We start from the raw sequence: 24,810 nt of genomic DNA on the forward strand, positions 1-24,810 counted from the left end.
CACCATGTGGCTCCAACCGCAGCCCTTAGCCGGACTTTGCCTGATTCGGCGGCCGGATACTGTTTTCGACGACCCGAGCCTCAAATCGTTCAACAATCGACTGCACTGCGGGGTCATTGCGAATTGAGTCTTCCGCCGCCTTCTGGCGCGCCTGTCGTTGGCGCTCTTCCCAGGCGGCCGGCGTTTTGCCGCCCGCATCGCCCTGTTCCACACGCAAAGTTATGGTGGCACCAAACCGATTCCTCAACGCCTCAAGAATTTTTTCTTCATGACGGGCGTTCAGCAACCGCGCGTGACCTTCATCGATGGTCAGCACGATTTCATCGCCGTTGCGGGTCATGGCCGCGTTACTGGCAAGGTTACCCGGCATGCCCACAATGCCCAGGCTGCGGAAATCACGCTCCCAGGCAAATTCGCCGTTATCCACGAGTTCTTCAACCGGTTCATCTGGCCCTGTCGACTCTTTCGGCTCTTCGGGCTTTGCGGGCTCAGCCTGCGATGCTTCGACCTTGGGCTCTTCAATGTATTCCGGCTCAGGCGCCACGGGTTCGGGATCATAATCCTCAGCGCTGGCAGCTTCGGCCGCTGCAGACTCAGCCGCCTCATCCAGACTTGCCAGCCAGGCAGCATCAGGCTCCTCTGGCGCGGGCGCGGGTTGGGATTCCAGTACGGGCTCCTGATCTTCCGGTTGAGGTGCCGGCTCAGGCTCCGGTGCCGCAAGCCGCTCTGGCTCTGGTTGAGGTGCTTGTTCAGAACCAACAGCCGCTGTTTCTTTCTCCGCCGCTGCAGGGCCAGGCTCAGGGTCATCCCGGGACTCCTGCCCTGACGATGACGCCCCGGAGGCCACTACTGGAGGATCACGGCGGTCGGTGCCAGGCCGGAAGGCCAGCATTCGCAGCAGCGTCATCTCAAACCCCATGCGGGCATCAGGAGTGACCGCCAGGTCCTTTCGGCCCATCAACGCGGCCTGGTAGAAGAGCTGCGCGTCTTCCGCGCTCAGCCGTCGTGCCAGGGACTCCACCTGCGCGGCGTCCCCAAGGGCATTATCGACACTGCCCGGTACTACCTGCTCCATCGTCACCCGATGGAACAGCGACAACAGGTCCGCCAGGATCACGCTGTAATCCGGCGCAAAATCGGAAATACGATTGATCTCGGACAGCAGCGCAGGCCCATCGTCCTCCACCAGAGCGTTCACCAGGTTCTCGATATCGCTTTGATCAATCGTGCCAAGCATGTTGCTGACATCACTGCCGCTGAGCGTCTGATTGCCGAAGGCAATGGCCTGGTCTGTCAGGCTCAGCGCGTCCCGCATACTGCCATCCGCGGCACGTGCCAATAGCCACAGCGCCGGTTCCTCGAAAGGAATGCCTTCCTGGGTCAGCACGTGGCGCAGGTGCCCGGCAATGTGTTCTGGCGTCATCCGCTTGAGGTTGAACTGCAGGCAACGGGACAACACGGTAACTGGTAGCTTCTGGGGATCCGTTGTCGCCAGCAGGAACTTGACGTGCTCCGGGGGTTCTTCAAGAGTCTTGAGGAAGGCGTTAAAGGACTGATTGGTCAGCATATGCACCTCGTCAATGAGGTACACCTTGAAGCGGCCACGGGTTGGCGAGTACTGAACGTTATCGGTGAGTTCCCGCATATCGTCCACGCCGGTGCGGGAGGCCGCATCGATTTCAATCAGATCAACAAACCGCCCTTCCTGAATTTCCTGGCAACTGGAGCAGGTTCCACACGGTGTGGCGGTAACGCCGGTCTCGCAGTTCAGGCATCGGGCCAGCAGGCGGCCAATGGTGGTTTTGCCCACGCCCCGGGTGCCGGTAAACAGATAGGCATGGTGCAGCCGTTGGTTATCCAGGGCGTGAATCAGTGCCTGGAGCACATGCTCCTGGCCGACCATATCTTCGAATGTCCGGGGGCGCCACTTGCGGGCAAGTACCTGGTAGCTCATGTTCTGCCAACTGCCGTTAAAAATGGGTTTAACCATAGCACGGTCAGGGTGTTAGAAGAAGCCAACAAGAAGCAATCGGAGAGGGATAATCGTGGACGTAAAAACGGGAAATCTGGGGGTGACTCCACCAGCGACACTCCGGCACACAAGTCCACCGCTTCGGCTGCTCCCTTCCGGGCCTGACCGGGTTCACGGTTTATCGTTGCGGAGGCACCAATGGAGCCACCATAACGGGCTTTGGGGTGAAATCCCTCAAAGCGGCGCGCATATTAGCAAAAGGGTTCCGGCACTACAATGGCAGCGGCACTTCATCGCATCGAAACCAGCAGGCGATGCTGTAACGGGTACGGTGGGCCGGCAACACCTCATGGGGAATCTCTTCGCTCATGAACAGCGCCATCCGCCCTGCCAGTGGCAATACAACGCCACATACCTCGTTCTCGTTTTCACGATTGAAAATCTGCAACGCGCCGCCGTCGACTTCCTGCCAATCTTCATTGAGGTACAGCACCAGGCTGACAACCCGCGACGCCCTGCCCTGGAAGCTATCCACATGGCGGCGGTAGAAGTCACCGCTGTGATAGGTTGCGTAGTGTGCCTCAAACCGTTTCAGCCCCAGAAACAGGCGCTCATTCAACCCCAGCCTGACCGACTCGAAGAATTCGAACAGCGCCGCCTGAACCGGCGTCACCCCTTGCAGCCATGCAATCTTGTCTCGCCTTACCGATCTGTCCTGGAGCAAGTCCTGGCCACGCCCCACACCCGCCTTACGCAGTGCCTCGGTCCGGTCCAATATCCGAACTTCATTGCGAAGACCACTTAAAAGGGACGGGGTTAACAGCAAAGACACATCCTGGCTCATCCAGCCATGTTCCGTGAGACCATCGGCCAAGTCATCAAGCCACTGACCGCTTCCCGGCGCCGAAAGATCGACTCCAGCCTGGCAAGACTCGGGAACTGAGGCAGCAATCTGGTCAATCATTCATCAAACTCCGACGGGGACGGCCGATTTTATGATGGTTTCTCGCCGTAGGGACAGTTTTAATTTACCCTGAGCATAAGGACATGCCGTAACTCCGGCTGAACCTCAGACAGACAGACTATTGACCACCCAGAACGCTGTAACGAGGCACTACGTGACACTAAAACCCGGGCACTGGTCGTTCACCCGATGGGCAACCGTCGGGCAACTGGAAGCCATGGAGGTACATCACCCCTTGTTCCGCGCCCGCCTTTTTCTGCAGGGCGCTCACCTGACCCATTTTGCCGCCCGCGACGAGCCAAACTGGCTGTGGATGAGCGACACCGCGCGTTTTGAACCCGGCGTAGCCATCCGTGGTGGGATCCCCATATGCTGGCCCTGGTTTGGGGCGCCCGAGAAAAATCCCCCGGAAGTTCGCCGCAGGCTACTGACCACCAGCTCCCACGGGTTTGCCCGCACGGCTGTGTGGAAGCTGGAGGATGTAAGGGAAACCGCGCACGATGTGGAGATCAGCCTGTCTCTGGACGCAAACAGTGACTTTTCCGATGCCTGGGACGGCCGCGCCCGGTTACTGATGACCTTCCACTTCTCGGCAGACGGCTGCCAACTGGCGTTGACCACCACCAATGCGGGGTCTGAGCCGCTGGCCTTTACCCAGGCACTTCACACCTATCTTCCGACCCCGGACATTTCCAAAACCCTGGTCAGAGGCCTCGAAAACTGCGGATATGTAGACTCCCTGAAAGACTGGAGCTACCACACGCAGCAAGGGCCAGTGAGCTTCGAAGGTGAAACCGACCGCATCTACGAAAGCGGTGACTCGCTGATCGTTGAAACTCCGTCCGGGAACCGACGCATCGCCGCCATTGGCAGCGACTCTACCGTTGTCTGGAATCCGGGGCCGGAGAAGGCGGCACGTCTATCGGATTTTCCTGACGTTGGCTGGCAGTCCATGCTGTGCGTTGAAAGTGCCAATGCCCTTGGCGATTACCGCGTGCTGAATGCAGGCCAGAGTCATACCCTTGGCGTTATAATAGGAAGAGAGTAAAAACCACATGGGTCTAGCATCGATTCTGAAGTCCCGACTGATCCCGGCGGAGCTGGACAACCACATTAATCGCATCCGCAAGCCGATTGGCTCGTTGGGGTACGATCCCTGGGGCTATAACAACGAAGTGATGAAGTATGGCTTCTCACTCACCCGCCAGATCTACGAAAAGTATTTTCGGGTCAAAGCCACCGGTGTTGAAAAGATTCCCTCAGAGGGGCCGGTGCTGATCGTTCCCAATCACAGTGGGCAGTTGCCGATTGATGGCCTTTTGATTGCCTACGCCCTCGCCTCCCGCGAGAAAAATCCCCGAATCCCCCGGGCGATGATCGAACGTTTTTTCCCAACCGTTCCCTACCTCGGCAATTTACTGAACGAGTTTGGTGCGGTTCTGGGCGACCCCACCAATTGTGCCAAGATGCTGGCCAACGGCGAGGCCGTGATTGTATTCCCCGAAGGCATTCGTGGGTCCGGCAAGCTGTATCGGGATCGATATCAGCTCAAGCGGTTCGGCAACGGTTTCATGCACCTGGCCATGAAGTACAACGCGCCCATTGTGCCGGTGGGCGTGGTTGGGTGCGAGGAAACCATTCCCGCCATCGCCAACATCAAACCACTGGCTCAATGGCTGGGTATTCCTTACGCACCGCTGGCTATGCCGCTCGTCTTGCCGGCAAAGGTCCACCTGAACTTCGGCGACCCAATGGTGTTTGATGACCTGGAAATCCCCGAAGAACAGGTGACGGAGCGGGTGGAACAAGTGAAGGCAGCGATCAGTGAATTGATCGACACCGGACTGAGCGAAAGGAAAAGGCTGTTCTGATGGTTGAAAAACGCAGACCCCAGATTCTTGTGACGGGTGCAGCCGGTGCCTTGGCCCAACAGGTGATCAGCCGCCTGCGGGATACCTGCAATCTCGTTGCCGTGGATTTCCGTGAACAGGTCTATCTGGGCGACGATATCCCCAGTTACTGCATTGACTTCAACAAGCGCTCCTTCGAGGACCTTTTCCGGCGCTACCAGTTTGACGGCGTTATCCACCTCGGTCGCATCATGTCGAGTCAGCTGACCCGAATGCGTCGCTACAACGCCAACGTGCTCGGCACCCAGAAACTGCTGGACCTAAGCCACAAATACAACATCAAAAGGGTGGTGGTCCTGTCCACCTTTCACGTCTATGGCGCGGTAGCCTACAACCCGGCCCTGATTGATGAGGAAGCACCGCTAAAAAGCGCTGGGCTTAGCGCGGACCTGATCGATTCCGTGGAATTGGAAAACCTGGCCAACATCTACCTCTGGCGCTACCCGGACCTGAATATCACCATTCTGCGACCCTGCAACATCGTCGGCCCGGGCGTGCGCAACTCCATCAGCACCCTGCTGGGCATGGAGCGGGCACCTGTTCTGGCCGGCTTTTCACCGATGATGCAGTTTATCCATATTGATGACATGGCCGATGCCATCGTGCTCACCTACAACAAACCCCAGAGGGGCATTTTCAACGTGGCACCGGAAGACTGGGTCGCCTATCAGCACGCCCTGAAGCTCTGCGGCTGTAAGCGAATTCCGATTCCATCGGTTCCGCCATTGCTGCCGAGGCTGATACTCCGCACACTGAATCTACGAAGTTTTCCATCGTATCTGATGCACTTTTTCAAGTATCCTGTCGTGATTGATGGCAGGGCGTTCGCACGGGAGTTCAAATTCACCCAAAGGCGGCCGCTGAAAGAAATATTCCGGTTCTACCGCGAGAACAAAAAACCGGTGTAAACACTGGCGCATAACGCAGGACGCGAGCCATGCTGAATGATTTCAGCCTGATCAGTCATTCCGCTGCAGCCATAGCCTATGGGCTGCTGGGGTTGGCTATTGCTACACGATACTTTCGGCGGGATATCGACCGCTCACTCGTACTGGCCTCTTTCGTTACCCTGATTTGGGCCGGGTCGCTAATCACCCAGAGCCTATGGGGAACACCCGGCTTCTTCATCCGTTATACGCTCGAGCTGTTGCGGGACGCGGCCTGGATTATAGTGCTTTTCGCCCTGCTACGGGATTCCTTCCGCACCGCTAACCTGGTGGGTCGCCTTCGTCGTATTCTGGCAACCGCCACGGTTACCCTGGTCGTCCTGCTGCTCGGTTCCGGGGCAATGGAATACGCCTTCGGATTCACCATTCTCGACGGTAAAACCAAAGTGGTTGGCCAGATCGCCCTTTCCCTGCTGGGGCTATCGCTGGTTGAACAGATCTGGCGCAACTCGCTGTCGTTCGGCCGCTCCAGCATGAAGTATGTCTGCATCGCAGTGGCCACGCTGTTTGCCTTCGACTTTTTTATGTACGCCGACGCCCTGCTGTTTGGCCAGGTAGCAGACTCGTTCTGGAATGCCAGGGGCCTGGTGAACGCAGTGCTGGTGCCTCTGTTTGCCGTCAACGTCATCAATACCCGCAAACAGCCGGTGGATTTTCAGTTATCCCGCTCGGCGGTATTCCATGCAGGAACCCTGCTTCTGGCCGGTGCCTACCTCCTGTTTCTGGCGCTGGGCGGCTACTACGTAAAAACCCTCGGCGGTGATTGGGGAGAGGCCCTTCAAGTACTTTTCCTCACTATTGCCCTGGTATTTCTTACCACTCTGCTAACGTCGCGTCGCATCAGATCCCGGCTGATGGTATTCATCAGTCAGAATTTTTTCGACTACAAGTACGATTACCGGGAAGAATGGCTGAAAATGACCCGCGAAATGGCGGACCTCAGCGAATACCCGCCACTGCCAGAACGGGTGGTCCGCATTCTCACCAGCCTGGTGGAAAGCAACGCTGGCGCCCTGTGGATCAGGGAAGATCAAGGGGACTACCTGCTCAAAACCGCTGTGAACCTTGTGACGCCGAAATACACCACCATTGACGCTAACTCAGAACTGGTCCAGTTTTTGGATGAACGTGAGTGGATTATTGACCTTCGCGAATACCAGCGCGATCCGGTTGCCTACAACTTGCTGGAAATTCCCGACCCCATCTCGAAGATTCCCGACGGCTGGCTGGTCATTCCCCTGTATCTCAGCAACAACCTCTATGGCATCGCCCTGATCGGCCCCCCTTACGCCCGGGTGGAGCTAAACTGGGAAAACTTCGATCTGATCAAGGTCGTCGCCCGGCAAACCTGTAACCTGCTGGCGCAGGCCGATGCACAGAACCGGCTCTCACGAGCCATGCAGTTCGAAGCCGTCAGCAAGGCTTCGGCCTTTATGGTCCACGACCTGAAAACGCTGATTGCACAACTCTCGTTGCTGGTGAAAAACGCTCCCAGGCACCGGGAGAACCCCGCCTTTATAGACGACATGATCAACACCACCGACCACGCAGTTCGTAAAATGTCCAACCTGGTGGACCATATCCGCAAGCCGGCTGACGAGACCTTGGTGACCGAAGTGGTAGAACTCAACGAGGTTATCACGCACCTGGCAGAACATTATTCACGCCACCAACCAGCACCTCGGGTGGCGGGAACTCCCGGAAAGATCCACATTAATGCTGACCGAGAGCAACTCTGCAGCATTCTCGGCCACTTGATACAGAATGCCCAGGACGCCACCCCACCGACCGGCGAGATTACCCTGGCCCTCAAAACCGCCAGTGGCAATGTGGTACTGTTTATTCAGGATACTGGGGCCGGCATGACTGAAGATTTCATCCAGACCCAGCTATTCAAACCCTTTGAAAGCACCAAGGGGCTGACCGGTATGGGTATCGGTGCCTATCAGGCCCGGGAGTATGTACGCAACGTAGGCGGCAATATCGACGTTACCAGTGAACCCGGTCTGGGTTCCTGCTTTTCTATCCGCTTCCCTCTCGCCCGACCTGAACAGGAACAAACATCGGCGAAAATCGAGCCGGAACCGCTGACAAATGACCAGACCGAGCCACAGCAAGGCGCCAAATAACTGACGGAAAACAAATCCATCCAAGCTTATCATTGCAAAGTGTCAATGTTCGGTTAAGAATCAGGGGTGTGAGTTTTCAACACTAGACCATCACAAGACAGAAAGGGATTTGTAGCCGTTGTGAGTAGACGACTCTTGATAGTAGAAGACGATCCGGGTCTGCAAAGCCAAATGCGTTGGTGTTTCAGTGAAGACCTGGAAGTGACTGTTGCTGCTGACCGGGAGTCTGCCCTGGCAGCCCTACGCAGAATTGAGCCCGATGTGATCACCCTGGATCTGGGCTTACCCCCCGATCCCGGTGGAGCGTCAGAAGGCTTTCTGCTATTGGAGGACGTCCTGCGACTGGCCCCCATGACCAAAATCATCGTGGTCACCGGGCGTGAGGATAAAGAAAACGCCGTCAAGGCCATTGGCATGGGGGCAAGCGATTTTTACCAGAAACCCCTGGATGCCGACATCCTGACTTTTGTCGTCAACCGGGCCTTCAGACTGGCAGAACTTGAGCGCGACAACCGTGAACTCGCCCGCCACCGTAACGGCACCAACATCAAGGGTATCGTCGCGGCCAGCCCTCAAATGCTGTCCATCTGCCGCACTCTGGAGAAAGTCGCACCCACGGATGTGACAACACTGATCACCGGCGAGACCGGCACCGGTAAAGAATTATTGGCGCGTGCGCTCCACGACCTGAGCCATCGGTCTGAGAGACCCTTTGCGGCGATCAACTGTGCCGCGATTCCGGAAAATCTTCTGGAAAGCGAACTGTTCGGCTTTGAAAAAGGTTCTTTCACCGGCGCCACCCAGAGCAAAAAAGGCAAAATCGAGAGCGCCAACGGAGGCACTCTGTTCCTGGATGAGATCGGTGACATGCCCATGGCCTTGCAAGCCAAGCTGCTGAGGTTTCTGCAGGAAAGGATGGTTGATCGGGTAGGCGCCGTGAAACCCATCCCGGTGGACGTACGAGTGGTGTGCGCAACCCACCGTGACGTTCAGGAACTCATCACCCAGGGCACCTTCCGCGAGGATCTTTATTATCGCATCAGCGAAATCACTCTCGACGTGCCCGCCCTGCGCGACCGGGAAGGAGACGGACTGGTCATCGCGCAGTCGCTTCTGCAATCTCTCGGCAAACAGATGGACCGCCCCAACCTCGCCTTTACCGAAGACGCCATCAAAGCCATCAAGAGCTATCCATGGCCAGGCAATGTGCGGGAAATGATCAATAAAGTGAAGCGGGCCACCATAATGGCGGACGGCAAACGGGTGACGGCTGCCGACCTGGAGTTGAACTGCGACCGCGAAGGCCCCGAAAGCCAGCTGAACCTGCGGCAGGTACGCGAAAACGCAGAGCGTGCCGCAATTATACAGGCACTTCAGTCCTGCAGTTTCAATATGGCGCAAGCCTCACGCCTACTGGGCATCACCCGGCCAACGCTTTATAACCTGACAGACAAGTACCGGATAGAGGCATCCTCTGAATCGTCGAGTGCCTGAGTAACAGGCAGGGAATCCATAACAATACCCAAAAAGGAAAGGAACAGGGCCATGAAACCAGTGTTAGCAGTACGTGCCACCCTTCTTTCAGTTGCCATCTCGATGACTATCGCCGGCTGCAGCGGCGGCAACGGCGAAGAAATGAGCCAGGAAGATATCCAGTACATCAGCCATCTGGACCAGTCGCGCTTTTTCCAGCGCCAGGGTGAACTCAAAGCCAGCACGCTAGAGGCGCGTAGTGCGATTGACCTGCAGCCCGAGAATATCGATCCCTATTTTCTGATTATTGACAATTTGCTGAAAGCCGGTGATGCGGTCAATGCTGAAAGGCAACTTGACTGGGTCATGGAGCAAATCCCCGAAGAGGAAGTCGGTCCTGCGGTTAACAACCAAGCCAACCTAATGTATGCCGAAGCATACCTGATGCGAAATGAGTATGAGCAGGTTTTGACTGCGTTGGACAGGATTACTTCTCCGGACCGACCAACCGAGACCGAAGCTGCTCTGCTTCGAGGCGAAACTTACCTGGCGTCAAGCCGCCTCGATGAAGCCAGTGCTGCATTCGAAAAAGCCAGAACAATCGACTCAGGTGCGGTTGAATCGGTAATTGGTCTTTCTAAAACTGCTTTCGCCCAGGGCAACAAGAAAAAAGCTCGTGAGCTTTTGGCGGAGGCTGAAGAGATTGATGGCGAGGATACCGAGCTCTGGTTATGGAAAGCCCAGATGGCTCATTCCGAGGAAGATTGGCAGGAAGCAGAAGACGGCTACATCAGGGCGCTTGAGGATATCGGCCAATATGATGTCATGACCCAGCGAAAATACGCGACTATCTCCGCTCTTATTCGCGTATTAAGGGCTCAAGGGAAACAATCCGAGGCCTTTGTCTATGAAGAAATATTGGCCAAATCTGCTCCCGGCACCATCAAGAGCAACCTGATGGCAGCCCAGGAAGCGATGGAAGAAGGTGACCTCACCAACGCAGCGAGGTATCTGGAGGAAGTTCTTGAGCAAGCCCCTGGTCACGAGCAATCTGCCTTGATGCTGGGACTGGTGCGTTTCCGACAAGGCCGCGTTGAGGAGGCCGAGAGACTATTGGCCCCTGTTGCAGAAATGGGCGACTCAGAGGTGGCAGGAAAACTATTGGCAGCCACCCGCCTACAAATGCGCAACCCACAAGGTGCTCAGGACATACTCGATAAACTTGAGGATAAAGATTCGGACCCTGAAACTCTGGCTTTAGTCGCAATAGCATCACTTGCAAGCGGTGATACTGAGGCAGGTGAAGCGCTCATGGAACGATCTCTGGAACTCAATCCCGACAACCTCCAGTTACGATTGCGGTATGCCAACTATTTGAGTCTGGCGGGGAAACATGCACGAGCAATAGACCTAGCAAAGCAGGTGGTAGACAAAGCTCCCGACCTGGATCGAGCGCGGTCCTTTCTTATTCAGGCTCAGGCGCGCTCTAGAGACGTTGCGGCAGCCATTGCAACGGTGTCCGAGTGGATCAAGGATGATCCCGACAATGTCGATGCCCTAGTGATTCGTGGAAACCTGGCGGCTAGTCAGGACAAAATTGAAGAGGCACACGAATACTTCATGCAAGCACTCAGCAAGGATTCTGATGCCCACGAGCCGGTTATTGCACTAGGGAAATTAGCGCTGAATCAAGATAATAGAACCGAGGCACAAAAGCAGTTCCGGAAAGCCGTTGAACTTGCCCCGGACAGCCGGCAAGCCCTTCAGGGGCTGGCTTCAGTGCTGGATCAGGATGAAACAGAGCGATTTATGAGGCAGGTTCTGGAGAAAAATCCCGAGGCCACCGGGCCACGGCTCGTCTTGCTGGAACTGGCACTACGGCAAGATAATGGTCAGGAAGCGGATAAACTTACGGCATCCCTGCTAGAGCGAGACGAGGAAAGTACGCCATCACGGGCGGCGCCTCTCGTCGCAAACATATACAACAATATAGCGGCGAATCTCAGACAGTCGGGAGATTCGGACCGTGCCTCGGCCGTTCTCAATCGAGGCCGAGCTCTTTTCCCGAATAACGAGGAAATTTCCATACAGGCAGCCCAACAAGCCTTTAGTACGGGCAACGTAGATGAAGCTCGGAACATACTCCAAGACGCCAAACAACAGCACCCGGACTCTCCGCGACCTTATCTAATGGAGGCGCGTTATTTTGAGAGTCAGGGACAAAACCAACAGGCTGCCGAGTTCTATCAGTTGGCCATGGACAAACAGCCCAGTGCAGGCATTATCAATGCCTATGCTGCAGTCTTGCAGGGCTCAGGCAAGAACGACGAAGCTCTCTCACTTCTTTATTCAGGCATTGACACCTTCCCCGATAGCCTGCCGCTCCGCCTCAGGCTCGCCCTGCTCCAACAATCTGAGGGCGAGCAGGATAAAGCCAAAGCCAATTACGAGAAATTACTGGATTCAATGCCCAAGAATACTATCGTGCTGAACAACCTTGCCTGGCTATATCACGAATCTGGGGATCAGCGAGCTGTGCCCATGGCCAAAAAAGCCTATGAACTTTCCCCAGATAACGCGGCTATCGTAGACACTTATGGATGGATTATGCTGAAAGCCGGCAACCCTGAGGAAAGCCTGCCCATCCTTAAAAAGGCTCACGAGCTTCAACCTGACTCAGAGGAAATTGCGCTACACCTCGCAGAGGCATACCGCGCTGTTGGCAGGAATGATGATGCAAAACGAATTCTGGAAAAATTTGGTGACCGGGGCTGATGGATCGGGCTTTAACAATGCGGTATCTCTGGTTGGCATCAATTCCGCTGCTGACGCTTGGACTCTGGGCTGAATGGCAGTCATTTGTTCACCTGTGGTACAACTCAATCATATACAACCACGGGTTCCTGGTACTGGGGGGTGTCTTTTTTCTTCTTTACCAAAGAAGAAAGTCCCTCTCTGCCCTGACAATCAACGGCTCGCCGCTGGGTTTGTTTTTACTGGCTGGTGCTACTGCCACGCTGATCCTTTCCCAGGCGGCAGACATTAGAGTATTCCGCCTGATCCTTGCGCCACTGATCATCATCTTCTGGGGATGGTCGATATGGGGAAAGGGATTCGTAACCAGTGCAGGCGGACCAATTCTACTGCTGGTTTTTGCGGTACCCATATGGGACGACTTCTCGCCCCTGCTCCAGCACATCACCGTTTTTTTCAACACAATCCTTCTCCAGGCCTTTGATATTCCAGCCACCATCCATGAGTTTTTCATTATCCTGGATGTGGGTACCTTCCTTGTTGAAAATGGCTGTAGTGGTGTTCGGTACCTGATGGTCGCGCTTTTTCTTGCAGCCTTCTACGGCCAGCTTTATTACCGCTCCAATGCCCGCATTGCTCTTCTGGTTGTGATTGCCGGCTTACTGTCCATGGTGGCGAACTGGATAAGAGTCTTCGGCATCATCGCTGCAGGGCATTATACCAACATGGAAACGTCCCTGATTGAGGACCATGAACTCTTCGGATGGATTATCTTCATCGTCGTTACGCTGGTACCGCTTTTCTTTATCTCAACCAGGCTCGAGCAAACCTCTTCAGACACCGGCGACAAATCCGGCATCAGCAATCCGGAAACCGGACAGGCCCGACCAACGTCACCGTCCATCAAATGGCCCCTGCTGGCCTCCCTGATACTACTCCTGCCGCCACTGGTGCCGGCCGCACTGGATGCCAAAACAGCGCGCGTAGCCAGCTCATGGGAGCCGAGCCTGCCGGTGCCAGAGGCTGACTGGACAGGCCCGCTCAAACACGCCGATATCTGGCACCCGGATTATGTAAAGCCGGACATTGATCTCGGCGGAATCTATGTCTCTGATGACCTGAAACAGGTACAAGTGCAAGTCACAGGGTATCGCCGTCAGGTACAGAACCGGGAACTGATCGGGTATCGAAACCAGCTATTCGATCGAAAAAAATGGAAGCTTGTCTCCAAAACCTCTCATACACGTGACAGTAGCGATTCCGTAAGCACGAAAACCGTCAACGAGACGGTTATCCAGAACAACGCCAACGGCTCTTACGTTATTTTATGGTCGTGGTATCAGATAGGCGAACAGCTCACCAATTCGAGCGTTGAAGTCAAAATTCAGGGAGCGCTTAACAAGCTTCAGGGAGATGCTCGTGGCGCACTATGGGCACTTGCGGGGCGGTGTGAAAGGGTATCGAGTGAAGGCGAAAAACGTCCAGACTGCTCCGGCCAAAGGGCCACCTTCGAACGGTTCCTGAACGGCGCGCACCGCTGACACTCAATCCGGCTAACAAAAAACCCGACGCTCGAACGAACGCCGGGTTTGTGTTCAGGGCCACTACAACCCTTGCAGATAGCCCTTACCGGAATCAGGACTTACGGCGACGCGAAAGCCCCAGACCGGCAAGCCCAAGACCGAGCAGCGCAAGAGTGCCGGGCTCAGGAACCTTGGTGAATACACCTCTGAGTTGGGCCATGTTGTCGGCTCCCTCAGATGTAATCAACTCTTCCATCGTGGGGCCGCCACCTTGACTGAATCCTCGGAGATCAAGTGTATACAACTCTCCGTCAATCTCAAAAGTCTCTGATGACACAAGACTCTCGAAAGAAACGATATCGTCACAGCACCCGTTACCAGAGTTCGGAGTTTCCTCGTGCAGGAAGGTAAACGACAGGGGCGTCGCATACGGATTCTCGTCAACGGAAATGGCCATTGAAATGCTCAGCAACACACTGTCGACACCTGTGCCGGGACTGATCTGATAGTTAAAATGGGTGAAATCACCCAAGTCAAACTCTTCGTTTATGTCCACATCAAATGCAGCAGGTGCGGAACCATCAAAACGATAGCCGCTTTGTGTTGGTTGACCGCCGCCCCAACGCACTTCTTGGCCACCGTCAATATAATTTACGTTGGTTCCACCAACAGCGTCTGACCACACACCAGTTACGCTATCAACGGAAATCACGGGCATTGCAAAGGCAGGTGCAACTAATGAGGCTGCGAACACTCCTCCCAACATCGACATCTTATTCATGGTAGATCCTTCTTCATCATGGTTACTGCGAAAAACACCTCCGACTGAATGCGATATTCATGCCATTAATTTTTAATCACTATTTATCAACTGCTTAAAAGATCAATAATTCAAGAAGATCCCATGGATGTAAAGTTTTTCGACATCTATGTAAAGCTAACGAAACACTATGCTGGTTTTAATTTGCGATATAGACTCGACCCCGGATAAATCGCGAAACGGTCAAGTACGGGATAAAAGAAAGGACTTTGGAAAATGCATATTACTTTTGTAGCACTGATACCTGATGCAGGGCACGTCATTCCCCTACTACGCATTGCTTCGACACTTAGGCTGAAAGATATTGAGTGCCATTTCATCCTGCCGGAAGAGGGCAAGGGCCTGCCTGCAACCCATGGATTCGAGTACGATCTGCTTCCTCCTGTTCTCCCGGCCAATGCGGACTCTCTTCTTAGAAAAATTTCCCGTACAAGCCCACTTTACAGAAAGCTTTTTTTAAATCGGTATTTCGAGACACACTATTTTCAGCCGATTCAGTATAAAGGCTTATCCTCCCTACCCTTGGTCAAAGACATAGTTCAGCAACGCAAACCAGACCTGATCGTTTCCGACGAACACCTGTTAGGCGCTGCGGTACATGACCTCGGTGTCCAAGCAGGCATCCCGGTGTTAATGCACCGAGCATCGGGGTCAAACCAGCAGTGTCAGAACCCACAGCCATACGCTGACGAGCCGTCGCTGCTTGCCAGAAACACTATTCCTTTATTGTCTAGAATTATTGGAAAGTTCTCGGACGCCGTCCAGTCAAAGCTGAACCACAAGCTTTACCGCTCAATCAAGGAAATGAAGATTGAGGTAAACCAGAACTGGGGTGAAATCATCGAAAGAGGCAAGCAGTCAGGCAAGGCAAAGCAGATCTTTACCACTGGCATGGCAACCACTGAACGGCGTCATCTCCACTCAAGAATTACGGTATGCGGCGATGCTCAGGCATTTGGCCCGCTTCCTCCCCTGATGGCCGGAGACATATCCACGGAAGACCGGGCCTGGCTCGAAATGCAGCCCGATAAACCTGTCATTCTGGTGAGCCTTGGATCTATGGTGACCATAACCAACAAGCTCTCCCGTTGCCTGATAAAGGGAGCCAAAGAAAACCATTGCCGAATTCTCTGGGTTTCACGGACAGACCCAATACCGGAACACTTCAAGGATGACAATGACATACGGTGGATTTCCTGGGGCCCACAACCAATGCTACTGGCAGACCGGAGCATACGTGGGTTTGTTTCACATGCAGGGTCAGGAGCAGTGCAGGAGGCATTCTGGTTTGGAAAACCAATGCTGTGTATCCCCCAGATCTGGGACCAACCCTACAATGCCTGGGTAGTTGAAAGTTTGGGCGCAGGGAGAATTATCAATAAAAATCAATTTTCTGTTGAGCAAGTATCCCGATATCTCGGTGACATCCTGCACGATAAGTCGATAAAGGAAACTATGGACAGCCACTCCCGGGACATCCGGGAGCTGGATAGTGGCATGAAGGTCTTTGAGTATATTCTGGCAGCACTTCAGGACTATAAACGGGAATAGGTCCTGTTGATGTCATTTACCGCTTCCAGAAGCGCCTGTTTTTTTGACTCGATGATCTGTGGCTGACTAAGCAGCGGTTCCATAGTGTCTATGACCCGCCTCAGGTTACGTTTCAAGACCTGTCCCTTGCCGCGTTTATATAACCGCTGCACCATTGTTGTCGGCTGACTCCCTTCCCTGCTATCCCAGCATCGTGGCGACAGAGAATGGACCATTCCACTGTTTAGCCCCATAGCGTCCATCCAGTCACGCCATTTAAACTCATGGAACTCATGTAAGCTTACGGGAATCCAGGGCACCCTCATCGTATCCGCAAGAATTGCTCCATGCATCGCTTCTGTAACAACGAAAGGAGCGCTTGCCACCGTGCTGATAAACTCATCAGCATTGCAACTCGGGCTCAGGTAATCCATATCAAGCCTATCGGCAATTGCTGCCAGCAGTCGTCCCGTTGAGAGATGGGAGTTGACGTGCGGTATAAAAACGGCCCTTGAGCATTTTTTCGTAGGTTTAGCATAAAGCTCCGAAAGCAGGATGGCACCATCGGCTATGGCTCTTTCTAGCCCAACCCCAAGCGCCTTGGCCGAACCCGGCCCCCGGACACAGGCAACATCCCAAGTGTCATCAAGTTTTGTTTCGAGCTTCCCATACCCCACCCCAGAACTGAAAATCACTTTTCTGGCATAGTGTTTATTACTTTTTATGCTCTTGTCGTTCAGTATGGTGCCGATGCCGAACAGTGCAATTTCATCGGACGAGAGAATATCTTTGTTGAAAAACCTGCTCATCAGAGCCGGATTTATGTCATCACCGAAATTTCTAACACCCGTTCTTTCCATGAATTTATCAAAATAAACCAAGGCCACGTACGTCGCTCCTTAACGCTTTTAACCGGGAATCTGCAGCCTCGCTCGAACATGGAACAGACCACACTATTCAATTATAGTAACTTGAGGTTGCGTATAATCACTCGCAAGCCCCTCCGTGTCCACAGCTCGTATCTGGAATCCCCATGCGCCGGCTGAGAGGTCGCTGACGACATAGGACCGCGTCTCGTCAGACTCTATTCTGATCGGCTCTACAGCTTTTGTCACTGGCTCCAGCTTTATGGCATCTGCAATTACGTAGCCATCAGCATCATTCGCCAATAACACGGTTACCTGGCTGGAACCGGGGATAAACGATCCCAAGTCCTGCCATGTGCCACCACCGGAGGTCTGATCTACAGTGAACCGACTTTCAACGAGATTGCCGGCTACCATTTCATACTGAACAAGATAGGTCGCGTTTGTAGCGCGATTCGTGTGAGACGTCCAGTTGGCTGACAATCGGTACTCAGTCCCGGGTGAGAGGTCATTAACCGACCAACTTGCAAAGCTATCACCTGTTCCTTCGGGCATAGCCACATAATTCTGACCCACATAGCCTTCCGTTACACCCGAAGTGCCCACATCAGGCCCATAAACCACAAAGCCCGACGACTCGTTATCGGACACTATTCCAGTATTACTGTCATCCACTACCTTGGTGTATTTCAACTCGTAATAATCAATTTCTTCCGGGGCGAGCTCGCTGCCGTCAGTTCGCGCCAAAGGCGCATCCCAGGTCAGCAAAACCGTATTCGCCGCCAATACACTTGTGGCCTCTGTAGGGTCTGTACCCGCCAGATATTCCTGGTAGTTCGTATAACCATCTCCGTCGCCATCCAGGCCTCCATCAGGCACTGTCGGATCCAGACCGGCGTCGTTTTCGTACCCGTCAGGTACGCCGTCACCGTCAGTGTCGGCGCTCAACGGGGCCGTCATCCCCAAAGATTCCTGAAGATTGGTCAGTCCATCGCCGTCGGGATCCTGATCAGCATCCAATGCATTGGTAGGGTCAAGACCGTGCTCAAGCTCCCACGCATCAAGCATGCTGTCATTATCTGCGTCCACAGAGGGAGTTCCGGCAGCCTCTTTAAAAAGGACCGCATCGGCTATGACATAGCCGTCTGCATCATCGGAAACAGTAACGCGGCTGGTGAGCGATGACATTCGAAAGGTCCCAAGCTTGAACCACTCTCCGCCAAAACTCCTCTGGTCAACCTCGACTGTCGTGGTGGTCAGAAAGTCCTGATCATCCAGGTGATGCACAACGTATTTAACGTTAGAGCCGCGGTTGCCGTGCGCCGTCCACCTGGAATACACATCAAGCCGCTTTATAATGTTCAGGTTCCAGGTAGCCGTCTTTTCGCCGGTACCCGCTTCACTCGCAAAGTAGGCCTCTCCGATGTAACCGCTCGATACCGACGACTTCTTCCACACTCCATCGGTGTAAAAACCAGGGTTGGTATTATCGATAATGTACTCGGCTTCAATGCCGGCCGCTGGCGCTGGTAGCTCGTCGACATCAAATTTTGGCTTGAGGCTGCTACAGCCGGCGGCCACGCTACCTGAAGCACCTACCAAAACCAGTAATTTCATCCTTTTCATCGTCATTCCTCCCTCGTTGCGCATAACAACTATAGGAAAGATGGCACAAATTCTGGCTTACACAGGCTGGACGATAGTACGTTTAGAAATATAACCGTCGTCTTTATCACAGATGGCGCTGGTGTCGTTTAATGAGCAAAAAAGCGAGCCCAAGTACTGAATGCACCAGGGTACCTGGCTCTGGAACCTCCATGATGCGGGAAATTGAACCATAAAGATCCTCTTCGGAACTGTACGAGCTACCATCAACATGATTGAAGAACCAGAAATGAAAGCCCCCTGAGTGAAACTGATCCAGGTTGATCTCCCCGTTGTCCCTGATTAACCGCTTTTCATCTGGAATTACGACTGTCCCGCTTTGCTCCATACCTAGCAACGTAAGATAGATATCGATGGGGTGCACCGTCGATCCGTTTCCTTCAGGGGCATTCAGCGGGGAATCACTGCCACTTGTGTAAAAGCGCTCCGGCGACAAGTCACCCCAATGGTAATATCCATTGGTCTCTTGCTCGAATATGGTCCAACCGCCGATATCACCCTGAAAAGAAATCTTGTACTTTCCAGAATACTTCTTCCCGATAGCCAGCCGGATACGAAACTCATCCCCAATATTAACATCGGCCAGCGAACCCGCCGCGATAGCGCCGCCTGAAACCGTTCCATACATATCATAGGAGTAATAAGGTTTCGCGTTTACGCCACACGCTAACGCAAGCAAGACACTACATAAGATTATACGTTTCATATCGCACATCCTGTCCTTAGGTAACAGAAGGCCAGACTGACCGGCAAAACCTCTTCCTGAAGTCGATACAGCGCGAGAAAAGACTAAAACAGTGGGAAGGACTGATGGCCATGAACGACCAACTTTCGTCATTCTTTATTTTGGACGGTAAGCTTGTCAAGCGTTGCCGCAACTATTGCCAGGTCCCTGTCGGTAACATCTTCATGGCTTGGCAGAGTGAGCAGTCTGTCCGCAAAGGATTCTGCATTGGGATAATCATCGGCCGAGTCGCCCAGATCACCGGGCACACCCTCTATGCCCGGCAAAGTATGCCCATAAAAAGCATTTGCGCCGATACCCTTGCGGGTCAACGCCTCAATCGCCCTCACTCTGCTTCCCTGGTCCGGTGCCAACAATCCATACCGTAATGTCACTTGGCCAGCCTGGCTGTCCTCCGAAACCCCATTAGCCATAAATGGCTTCCAGCCGCGACGCTCAAGGAAATCGAGTTGCCTGACATATTTCACGGCGATTCCGGGCCTTTGTTCGGCACCCCGAACACCCGCTTCAAGGAGCCCTTTCGGTGGCACTACACGGCTTATGTTGAGCAGTGGTTTGTACACTGTAGCGCCGAGCCCAAGAAACGGAACCCGCCTCAACAGGCCATAGCAAAGTCGTCCTAGAAGAAAATTGAAAATATATCGCCGGGTTTTCCACTTCCAGCCAATGCTCAAAGCCTTTTCCGGCAATGTGAACAGTATTTCAGAGGCGCTGATACGATGATCACCACGAACCAGTAATGCTCCGCCCCCCATCAGATTGATGGGCTTACCACGCCCAAAACTCAGCACCGCGCAATCCGCAATTGGCTCGCGGGCGCACTCTGGCGGGAAACACTGCGCGGAATCCTCAATAAGCCATACATTACGCTGCCGGCAGAGGCTCGCTAGTACAGCCAATTGCTCAGGTACACCCAGAAAGCCAGCCGCAATGACCGCGACGGTGGCATCGGAAAAGGCGTTGGTCAGTTTTTCCGTATCCAGGAAAGGGCGGTCAGGCAGTGTATCGACCAGCACCGGCCTCGCACCCTGTGCCACAACGGCTGCAACAAGGTCCGGGCACCCGTAGGCAGGCAGAATGACTTCCGGCACCGAGTGTTTCAGGCCGGACCGACTGACCGCCAACAACACTGCGGCAGACAGAGCCTCTGTACCCGAACCCATACACCACGTGTCGTAGTAATCCTCCCAGGGCCAGCGCACGCTTATACCTGAATCTGGCCCCGGGACACGGCTTCCGACAGGTCTCAGCATACCTATCATCGCTTGGAGGGTGTCCAGACCGTCATTCGCCGGCCTTTGAGAAACTCGACAGTGGCACGGGCGATGGCAAGGTTAACCTGAACAAAGAAATAGGGAATCTTAAAGACAGTTCGCTCCCGAAGCTCGGGCTTATAGTGCCCTGCGATGACAACACCGTAGAACAGCAACTGGGCCAACAGCGCGAGGGAATAAATAGTTCCTTTGCCGGCTAACAATACAGAAGTCACAAACAGCAGGATCTGAAACCAGGGCACCGCCCAGCGCATCAACTTGTGGCCGAACACCTGAAAGGAAAACCAGCCGAACCGGAATGGGTTCAATACTTCAGCATGGCGGCTCAGCGCTGTCAGGCCCCGGATAATCGTGCGGATTTTACGTTGATACTCTTTGGAGGCATCCGCCACATCGTGATAATAGCCAAGGACATCGGGCGCCGTTACCGCCACAAGCCCTTTCCGGGCGCTGTTCAGGGCCGTATTGAAATCACTTGGGGAGTAGATATCCCAGTCTTCTTCGCAGACTTCACGCCGGGCAGCAAAGAAAGAGCCACTCAGCCCCACAAGGCCGGCACGGTCGGATTCAACGCCTCGCAACCACATTTCATACCGGACATACGCACCTTCCCCGGCCACGGTTCCATCACGGCTGACAAACCGGTCCTCGCTGGATACAGCGCCAACTACCGGGTCATCAAAATACCTGACCATTCTGTCAATCGCATCCTCCGGAATGGATGTTGCCACATCCGAGAAAATCAGAATCTCTCCTGTAGATGCCTTGATTGCCTGTAACTGCGCATGCTCCTTTCCTTTGCGTTCTTCTGCCCTTGCCAGGCGAACTCCCCGATTAGAATACTCCGCCACAATTTGATCCGTTTCATCCGTCGATGCATCAGAGGCAACAATTATCTCAAGCCCGGGGAAATCCAACTTCAAGCAGTTCTCAAGCTTCTCCCGAATACGGGCTTCTTCATTGTGGGCAGTAACAATAAGGGAAACTCTTGGGGGCACTGTCGGTACAGAATGTTTTTCTTTGACACCAGGCCGACGAGGGGAAAAACGAAGTAGAAAAGGGTAAAGAAGATAGCTGAACAATACACCGAAAACAGAAACCCAGAACAAACCCTTCAGCATTACAATCCGTCCCTGTGACCCTGATGATGACTTTCAATCCAGTGACTGGCAGAATCACTGTGCCAGCAAACTATACATGGACGATTGCGCCAAAACCACAGGCTTGGCCGACGGAGGCAAAAGGCGTGGCTACCATACGATCCTTATCAAAATTCTGGGCCCTCAGCGCTTTCGCTGTCTATGGATGGCTGCGCCTGAAACTTACCCGCAGCCCTACCCTGATCATCCTCACCTATCACCGGGTGCTACCGGAGAACTCCGGCGAACGGGAGCGGGAACAACCCGGGATGGTTATTTCACCCGCAAATCTGCAGCGACACATAAAGCTCGTCCGATCATTGGGCGCCGTTGCCGTTCATCTTGATGAATGGCTACGCAAGAAGAACGCTGGCGAAGCCCTGCCAGCACTGTCAGTCGCCTTTACCTTTGATGACGGATGGAGGGACAACTATCTGCATGGTTACCCCGTGCTCCGCCAGGAGCAGGTACCCGCCACCATCTTCCTTGTCACCGGCATGGTAAACACGGATGACACCTTCTGGCCTGAAAAGGTCATCGCGCTGCTCCGGACCCCAGGGATCAATCTGAACGATCAATCACTTGCCTGGCTCCAGCCTTACCTTGGCGACCCTGTTAGAAAATCCACGCCATTGTCACTCCCCGAAGCCGATGAAATAGTCAGTCGTCTCAAAAATCTGGATGACGCCACAATCATCCAGCACCTGAAGCACACCTCCTCCCTCGTCGCTAAAACCAATGATGCTGATCAGGCGCCCGTCATTCTGCAGCACGGGGAACTGAAGGAAATGTCCGGGGAGAACCTGGTCAAGTATGGCGCCCACACCAGAAACCATTTCCGTCTGAACCGCCTGAACAGTAAAGAGGCGCTCGAGGAACAAGTTGCCGGGTGTCAGTCAGATCTTGAGGCGATGAACGTCAACAGCGTGCCGATCTTCTGCTACCCCAACGGAGACATAACCGACGGCGGCGAACAGCTTGTTGCAGCCCACTACCAGGCGGCCTGCACAACAAAAACCGGCTGGAACAGAGCCAGCCGAAACGATTTTGACCTCCATCGCTTCAACCTCCACGATGGAAACAGTTCAACCACCCGCATGTTACTGGCCACTATTGGGCGCAGTTTGGCATGACTGAACAACCGACCACGCCCCCTATTACCGTAACGCACATTGTTTCAGGAGACCTATGGGCCGGAGCCGAGGTGCAGGTCTATAACCTCTGCCAGGCCCTCAGCGCCCGCAAGGATATTTCCGTTACCGCTGTAGTCTTCAACCCCGGCATTCTGCACGACAAACTGGTGGCCCTCGGCATCCCCGTTACCCTTGCCGACGAGACCAACACCGGCGCCCTATCCATCGCAAAAGCTATTGCCACCCATTGCAAAATGCAGGATACAGATATCGTTCACACCCACGGTTTCAAGGAAAATGTGTTGGGAGTTCTCGGCAAGGAACTGGCCAGGGTGCCCAATTCAGTTCGAACCGTCCACGGCAATCCTGAGCACGGGTTCTCTTTCAGGAAGCCGCACAAATGGCTAACCAGCCGCCTGGACATCTGGCTTGGCCGGCTACGCCAACAGGCGGTTATCGCGGTATCCACCCAGCTTGAGCAATCTCTTCAGTCGACGTTTCCAGGTAAGGTTTTCAAGATTTTCAATTTCGTCAATGTTGAGGAGCTCCGGCAAACCTGGCCTCCCGAAACTGACAAAAGCCCGAACAAGGAGGCCGTTCTGGGGATTGTGGGCAGGCTGGTCCCGGTCAAACGCGTGGACCTGTTCATCAGAATTATTGCTGCGTTGAACGATAGGGGTTACCCCTGCCACGGAGTAGTCATCGGCAATGGGCCTTTGGAAGAAGCCCTTAAGAAGCTGGCACTTGAGCTGGGTGTTAGTAACCAGATCAGTTTTAAAGGTTTCGTGAACCCCGCAATGAAGGAAATCAGAAAGCTGGACGCGCTGATAATGCCATCCGATCATGAAGGGCTGCCCATGACGTTGCTGGAAGCCGCCACACTGGGCATTCCTGTGGTTGCCCACAACGTTGGTGGCATTCCGGAGATACTTTCTGGTTGGAAACGGGGGGCTCTGGTCGACGAACAAACCCCTTCTGCCTATGCAGACAAGGTTCTCTCAATACTGCCACGACAAGCCCGAACTGGCGACACGGAAGCACCACCTCAGAGCGTAACCTTTCCCCCTGATTTCGAAAACAAATTCAGCAGCCGAGAGAATGCCAAGAAATACGTGGAGCTTTACACAAACATCCTGTCTTTACCCAGGGGTGTTAACCTGCCGAGAGCATCTTCCTGAGCTTTGTCAGCAGTCTGCGCTTTAATCCCGGGTCCGGAGAGATCAGCTCTCTACGACTATTCTCAAAATCCCGGACAAACTGTGCTACCCACTCGTCGTTAAGATTACTACCCTGCCTGGACGTTACGTGTTCCTCCTGCGCCTGGCTGTCATCCAGCTGGACACCCATAAAGTCGGCGATGGTTTGCACGCTGGCTCCCAGATTCTTCCGAACGGAATCAAAGTCCATTTCAATATAGTGGCAGCCATTCGCGGCGAGCGTGTAGCGCCAGGAAGCATTATCAAGAATTACTTCCCGCAGACATCTTTCAATCTGTTCAAAACGGTATTGGGGTGGGATATCGTTTTTCGGTTCCTGCCCCGCAATCCAAACTCCGGTCTGCCTGGCGATCGCCAGAGAAACAGCCTGCTTCAGAATGCCTTTACGGGAAAGAAGAACGTAGTGTGCGCCTGGGAAAAGAGACTGCACCCTGTCAAAGCCGCCAAGCACATTGATGTGGGTGTAGTGAAGCTTGATACCAAACACACCATTCGGGGAGGTTCTTCTCTGTGTCAGCTCCCTGATAACGCGTTCTGTACTCTCAGTTTCAATCCGCCTTTTCCACTCCCTAAGGTTTTCCGGGTTTGCGTACTCCAAGGGGAAACCAAAGGCACCGGTCTGGTGGAGAGTGTGGCCTAACATGTGGCTGCCACAGCGGGGAGTGGAGGCAATAACAAGCGTTTTGTCCGGGCCCTCCCGGCGCGGCAGGTCATGAGATTCCGAGAACTGGTCCTTGTACAAGTGCACG

Annotated in this window: 19 protein-coding genes and 1 other RNA gene; 10 read left to right on the forward strand and 10 right to left on the reverse strand. The window is 54.1% G+C overall.

The features are described 5' to 3' along the window. Nucleotides 1-25: 25 nt before the first annotated feature. From dnaX to AC13D2_RS14030, 3 genes are all read right to left on the reverse strand, one after another. Nucleotides 26-1,954: a DNA polymerase III subunit gamma/tau gene (gene dnaX / locus AC13D2_RS14020; RefSeq protein ID WP_482938870.1), complete on the reverse strand. Its 1,929-nt coding sequence runs from the start codon at nucleotides 1,952-1,954 to the stop codon at nucleotides 26-28. A gap of 122 nt (nucleotides 1,955-2,076) precedes the next feature. Further along, nucleotides 2,077-2,173: signal recognition particle sRNA small type (ffs, locus tag AC13D2_RS14025), an RNA gene on the reverse strand. 70 nt (nucleotides 2,174-2,243) lie between these two features. Beyond that, a complete protein-coding gene (locus tag AC13D2_RS14030; protein ID WP_482938792.1) occupies nucleotides 2,244-2,936 on the reverse strand; it encodes a 2OG-Fe(II) oxygenase in 693 nt (230 codons plus the stop codon). 154 nt (nucleotides 2,937-3,090) lie between these two features. On the opposite strand from AC13D2_RS14030, the gene AC13D2_RS14035 reads away from it, so the two are divergent. The 7 genes from AC13D2_RS14035 (at nucleotide 3,091) to xrtA (ending at nucleotide 13,690) form a co-directional block, all read left to right on the forward strand. After that, a complete protein-coding gene (locus AC13D2_RS14035) occupies nucleotides 3,091-3,984 on the forward strand; it encodes a D-hexose-6-phosphate mutarotase (protein WP_482938793.1) in 894 nt (297 codons plus the stop codon). Between the two features lie 7 nt (nucleotides 3,985-3,991). After that, on the forward strand, nucleotides 3,992-4,807 hold the full coding sequence (locus AC13D2_RS14040) for a lysophospholipid acyltransferase family protein (RefSeq protein WP_292050314.1): 816 nt from the start codon (nucleotides 3,992-3,994) through the stop codon (nucleotides 4,805-4,807). Next, a complete protein-coding gene (locus AC13D2_RS14045) occupies nucleotides 4,807-5,754 on the forward strand; it encodes an SDR family oxidoreductase (protein WP_292050313.1) in 948 nt (315 codons plus the stop codon). Before AC13D2_RS14040 ends, AC13D2_RS14045 begins: the two co-directional genes overlap by 1 nt. A 29-nt stretch (nucleotides 5,755-5,783) precedes the next feature. After that, nucleotides 5,784-7,922, forward strand: coding sequence for an XrtA/PEP-CTERM system histidine kinase PrsK (gene prsK, locus AC13D2_RS14050; RefSeq protein WP_482938794.1), 2,139 nt, complete (start codon nucleotides 5,784-5,786; stop codon nucleotides 7,920-7,922). A gap of 120 nt (nucleotides 7,923-8,042) precedes the next feature. Continuing rightward, a complete protein-coding gene (prsR, locus tag AC13D2_RS14055; RefSeq protein ID WP_482938795.1) occupies nucleotides 8,043-9,416 on the forward strand; it encodes a PEP-CTERM-box response regulator transcription factor in 1,374 nt (457 codons plus the stop codon). A gap of 51 nt (nucleotides 9,417-9,467) precedes the next feature. Beyond that, on the forward strand, nucleotides 9,468-12,170 hold the full coding sequence (locus AC13D2_RS14060) for a tetratricopeptide repeat protein (protein WP_482938796.1): 2,703 nt from the start codon (nucleotides 9,468-9,470) through the stop codon (nucleotides 12,168-12,170). Nucleotides 12,171-12,202: 32 nt separating this feature from the next. Further along, complete coding sequence (xrtA, locus tag AC13D2_RS14065; RefSeq protein ID WP_482938797.1) at nucleotides 12,203-13,690, forward strand: exosortase A; 1,488 nt, start codon at nucleotides 12,203-12,205, stop codon at nucleotides 13,688-13,690. Nucleotides 13,691-13,784: 94 nt separating this feature from the next. On the opposite strand, the gene AC13D2_RS14070 is transcribed toward xrtA, so the two are convergent. After that, a complete protein-coding gene (locus AC13D2_RS14070; protein WP_482938798.1) occupies nucleotides 13,785-14,453 on the reverse strand; it encodes a THxN family PEP-CTERM protein in 669 nt (222 codons plus the stop codon). A gap of 255 nt (nucleotides 14,454-14,708) precedes the next feature. Here AC13D2_RS14070 and AC13D2_RS14075 point away from each other — a divergent pair, with 255 nt between their 5' ends. Further along, a complete protein-coding gene (locus AC13D2_RS14075) occupies nucleotides 14,709-16,043 on the forward strand; it encodes a glycosyltransferase (protein WP_482938799.1) in 1,335 nt (444 codons plus the stop codon). Here the strand turns inward: AC13D2_RS14075 and AC13D2_RS14080 are convergent. From AC13D2_RS14080 to AC13D2_RS14100, 5 genes are all read right to left on the reverse strand, one after another. Further along, a complete protein-coding gene (locus tag AC13D2_RS14080; RefSeq protein WP_482938800.1) occupies nucleotides 16,028-16,909 on the reverse strand; it encodes a polysaccharide pyruvyl transferase family protein in 882 nt (293 codons plus the stop codon). The genes AC13D2_RS14075 and AC13D2_RS14080 overlap by 16 nt on opposite strands. A 66-nt stretch (nucleotides 16,910-16,975) precedes the next feature. Further along, nucleotides 16,976-18,514, reverse strand: coding sequence for a golvesin C-terminal-like domain-containing protein (locus AC13D2_RS14085; RefSeq protein ID WP_482938801.1), 1,539 nt, complete (start codon nucleotides 18,512-18,514; stop codon nucleotides 16,976-16,978). Between the two features lie 106 nt (nucleotides 18,515-18,620). Continuing rightward, the gene (locus AC13D2_RS14090) at nucleotides 18,621-19,259 is read right to left on the reverse strand and encodes a PEP-CTERM sorting domain-containing protein (RefSeq protein ID WP_482938802.1); all 639 of its coding nucleotides are present in this window, start codon (nucleotides 19,257-19,259) and stop codon (nucleotides 18,621-18,623) included. A 128-nt stretch (nucleotides 19,260-19,387) separates the two neighbouring features. Continuing rightward, nucleotides 19,388-20,500: a DegT/DnrJ/EryC1/StrS family aminotransferase gene (locus AC13D2_RS14095; RefSeq protein ID WP_482938803.1), complete on the reverse strand. Its 1,113-nt coding sequence runs from the start codon at nucleotides 20,498-20,500 to the stop codon at nucleotides 19,388-19,390. A 56-nt stretch (nucleotides 20,501-20,556) separates the two neighbouring features. After that, nucleotides 20,557-21,693 carry a glycosyltransferase family 2 protein gene (locus AC13D2_RS14100; protein ID WP_482938804.1) on the reverse strand — a complete coding sequence of 379 codons (1,137 nt, stop codon included), beginning with the start codon at nucleotides 21,691-21,693 and terminating at the stop codon, nucleotides 20,557-20,559. A gap of 125 nt (nucleotides 21,694-21,818) precedes the next feature. Here AC13D2_RS14100 and AC13D2_RS14105 point away from each other — a divergent pair, with 125 nt between their 5' ends. Both AC13D2_RS14105 and AC13D2_RS14110 read left to right on the forward strand, forming a co-directional pair. After that, nucleotides 21,819-22,844: a polysaccharide deacetylase family protein gene (locus AC13D2_RS14105; RefSeq protein WP_482938805.1), complete on the forward strand. Its 1,026-nt coding sequence runs from the start codon at nucleotides 21,819-21,821 to the stop codon at nucleotides 22,842-22,844. Then, nucleotides 22,841-24,022, forward strand: coding sequence for a glycosyltransferase (locus tag AC13D2_RS14110; protein WP_482938806.1), 1,182 nt, complete (start codon nucleotides 22,841-22,843; stop codon nucleotides 24,020-24,022). The genes AC13D2_RS14105 and AC13D2_RS14110 overlap by 4 nt, the downstream gene beginning before the upstream one ends. On the opposite strand, the gene AC13D2_RS14115 is transcribed toward AC13D2_RS14110, so the two are convergent. Then, the gene (locus tag AC13D2_RS14115) at nucleotides 23,997-24,809 is read right to left on the reverse strand and encodes a Stf0 family sulfotransferase (protein ID WP_482938807.1); all 813 of its coding nucleotides are present in this window, start codon (nucleotides 24,807-24,809) and stop codon (nucleotides 23,997-23,999) included. The genes AC13D2_RS14110 and AC13D2_RS14115 overlap by 26 nt on opposite strands. Nucleotide 24,810 lies beyond the last annotated feature (1 nt).

It is taken from the genome of Marinobacter sp. B-12, assembly GCF_056857915.1.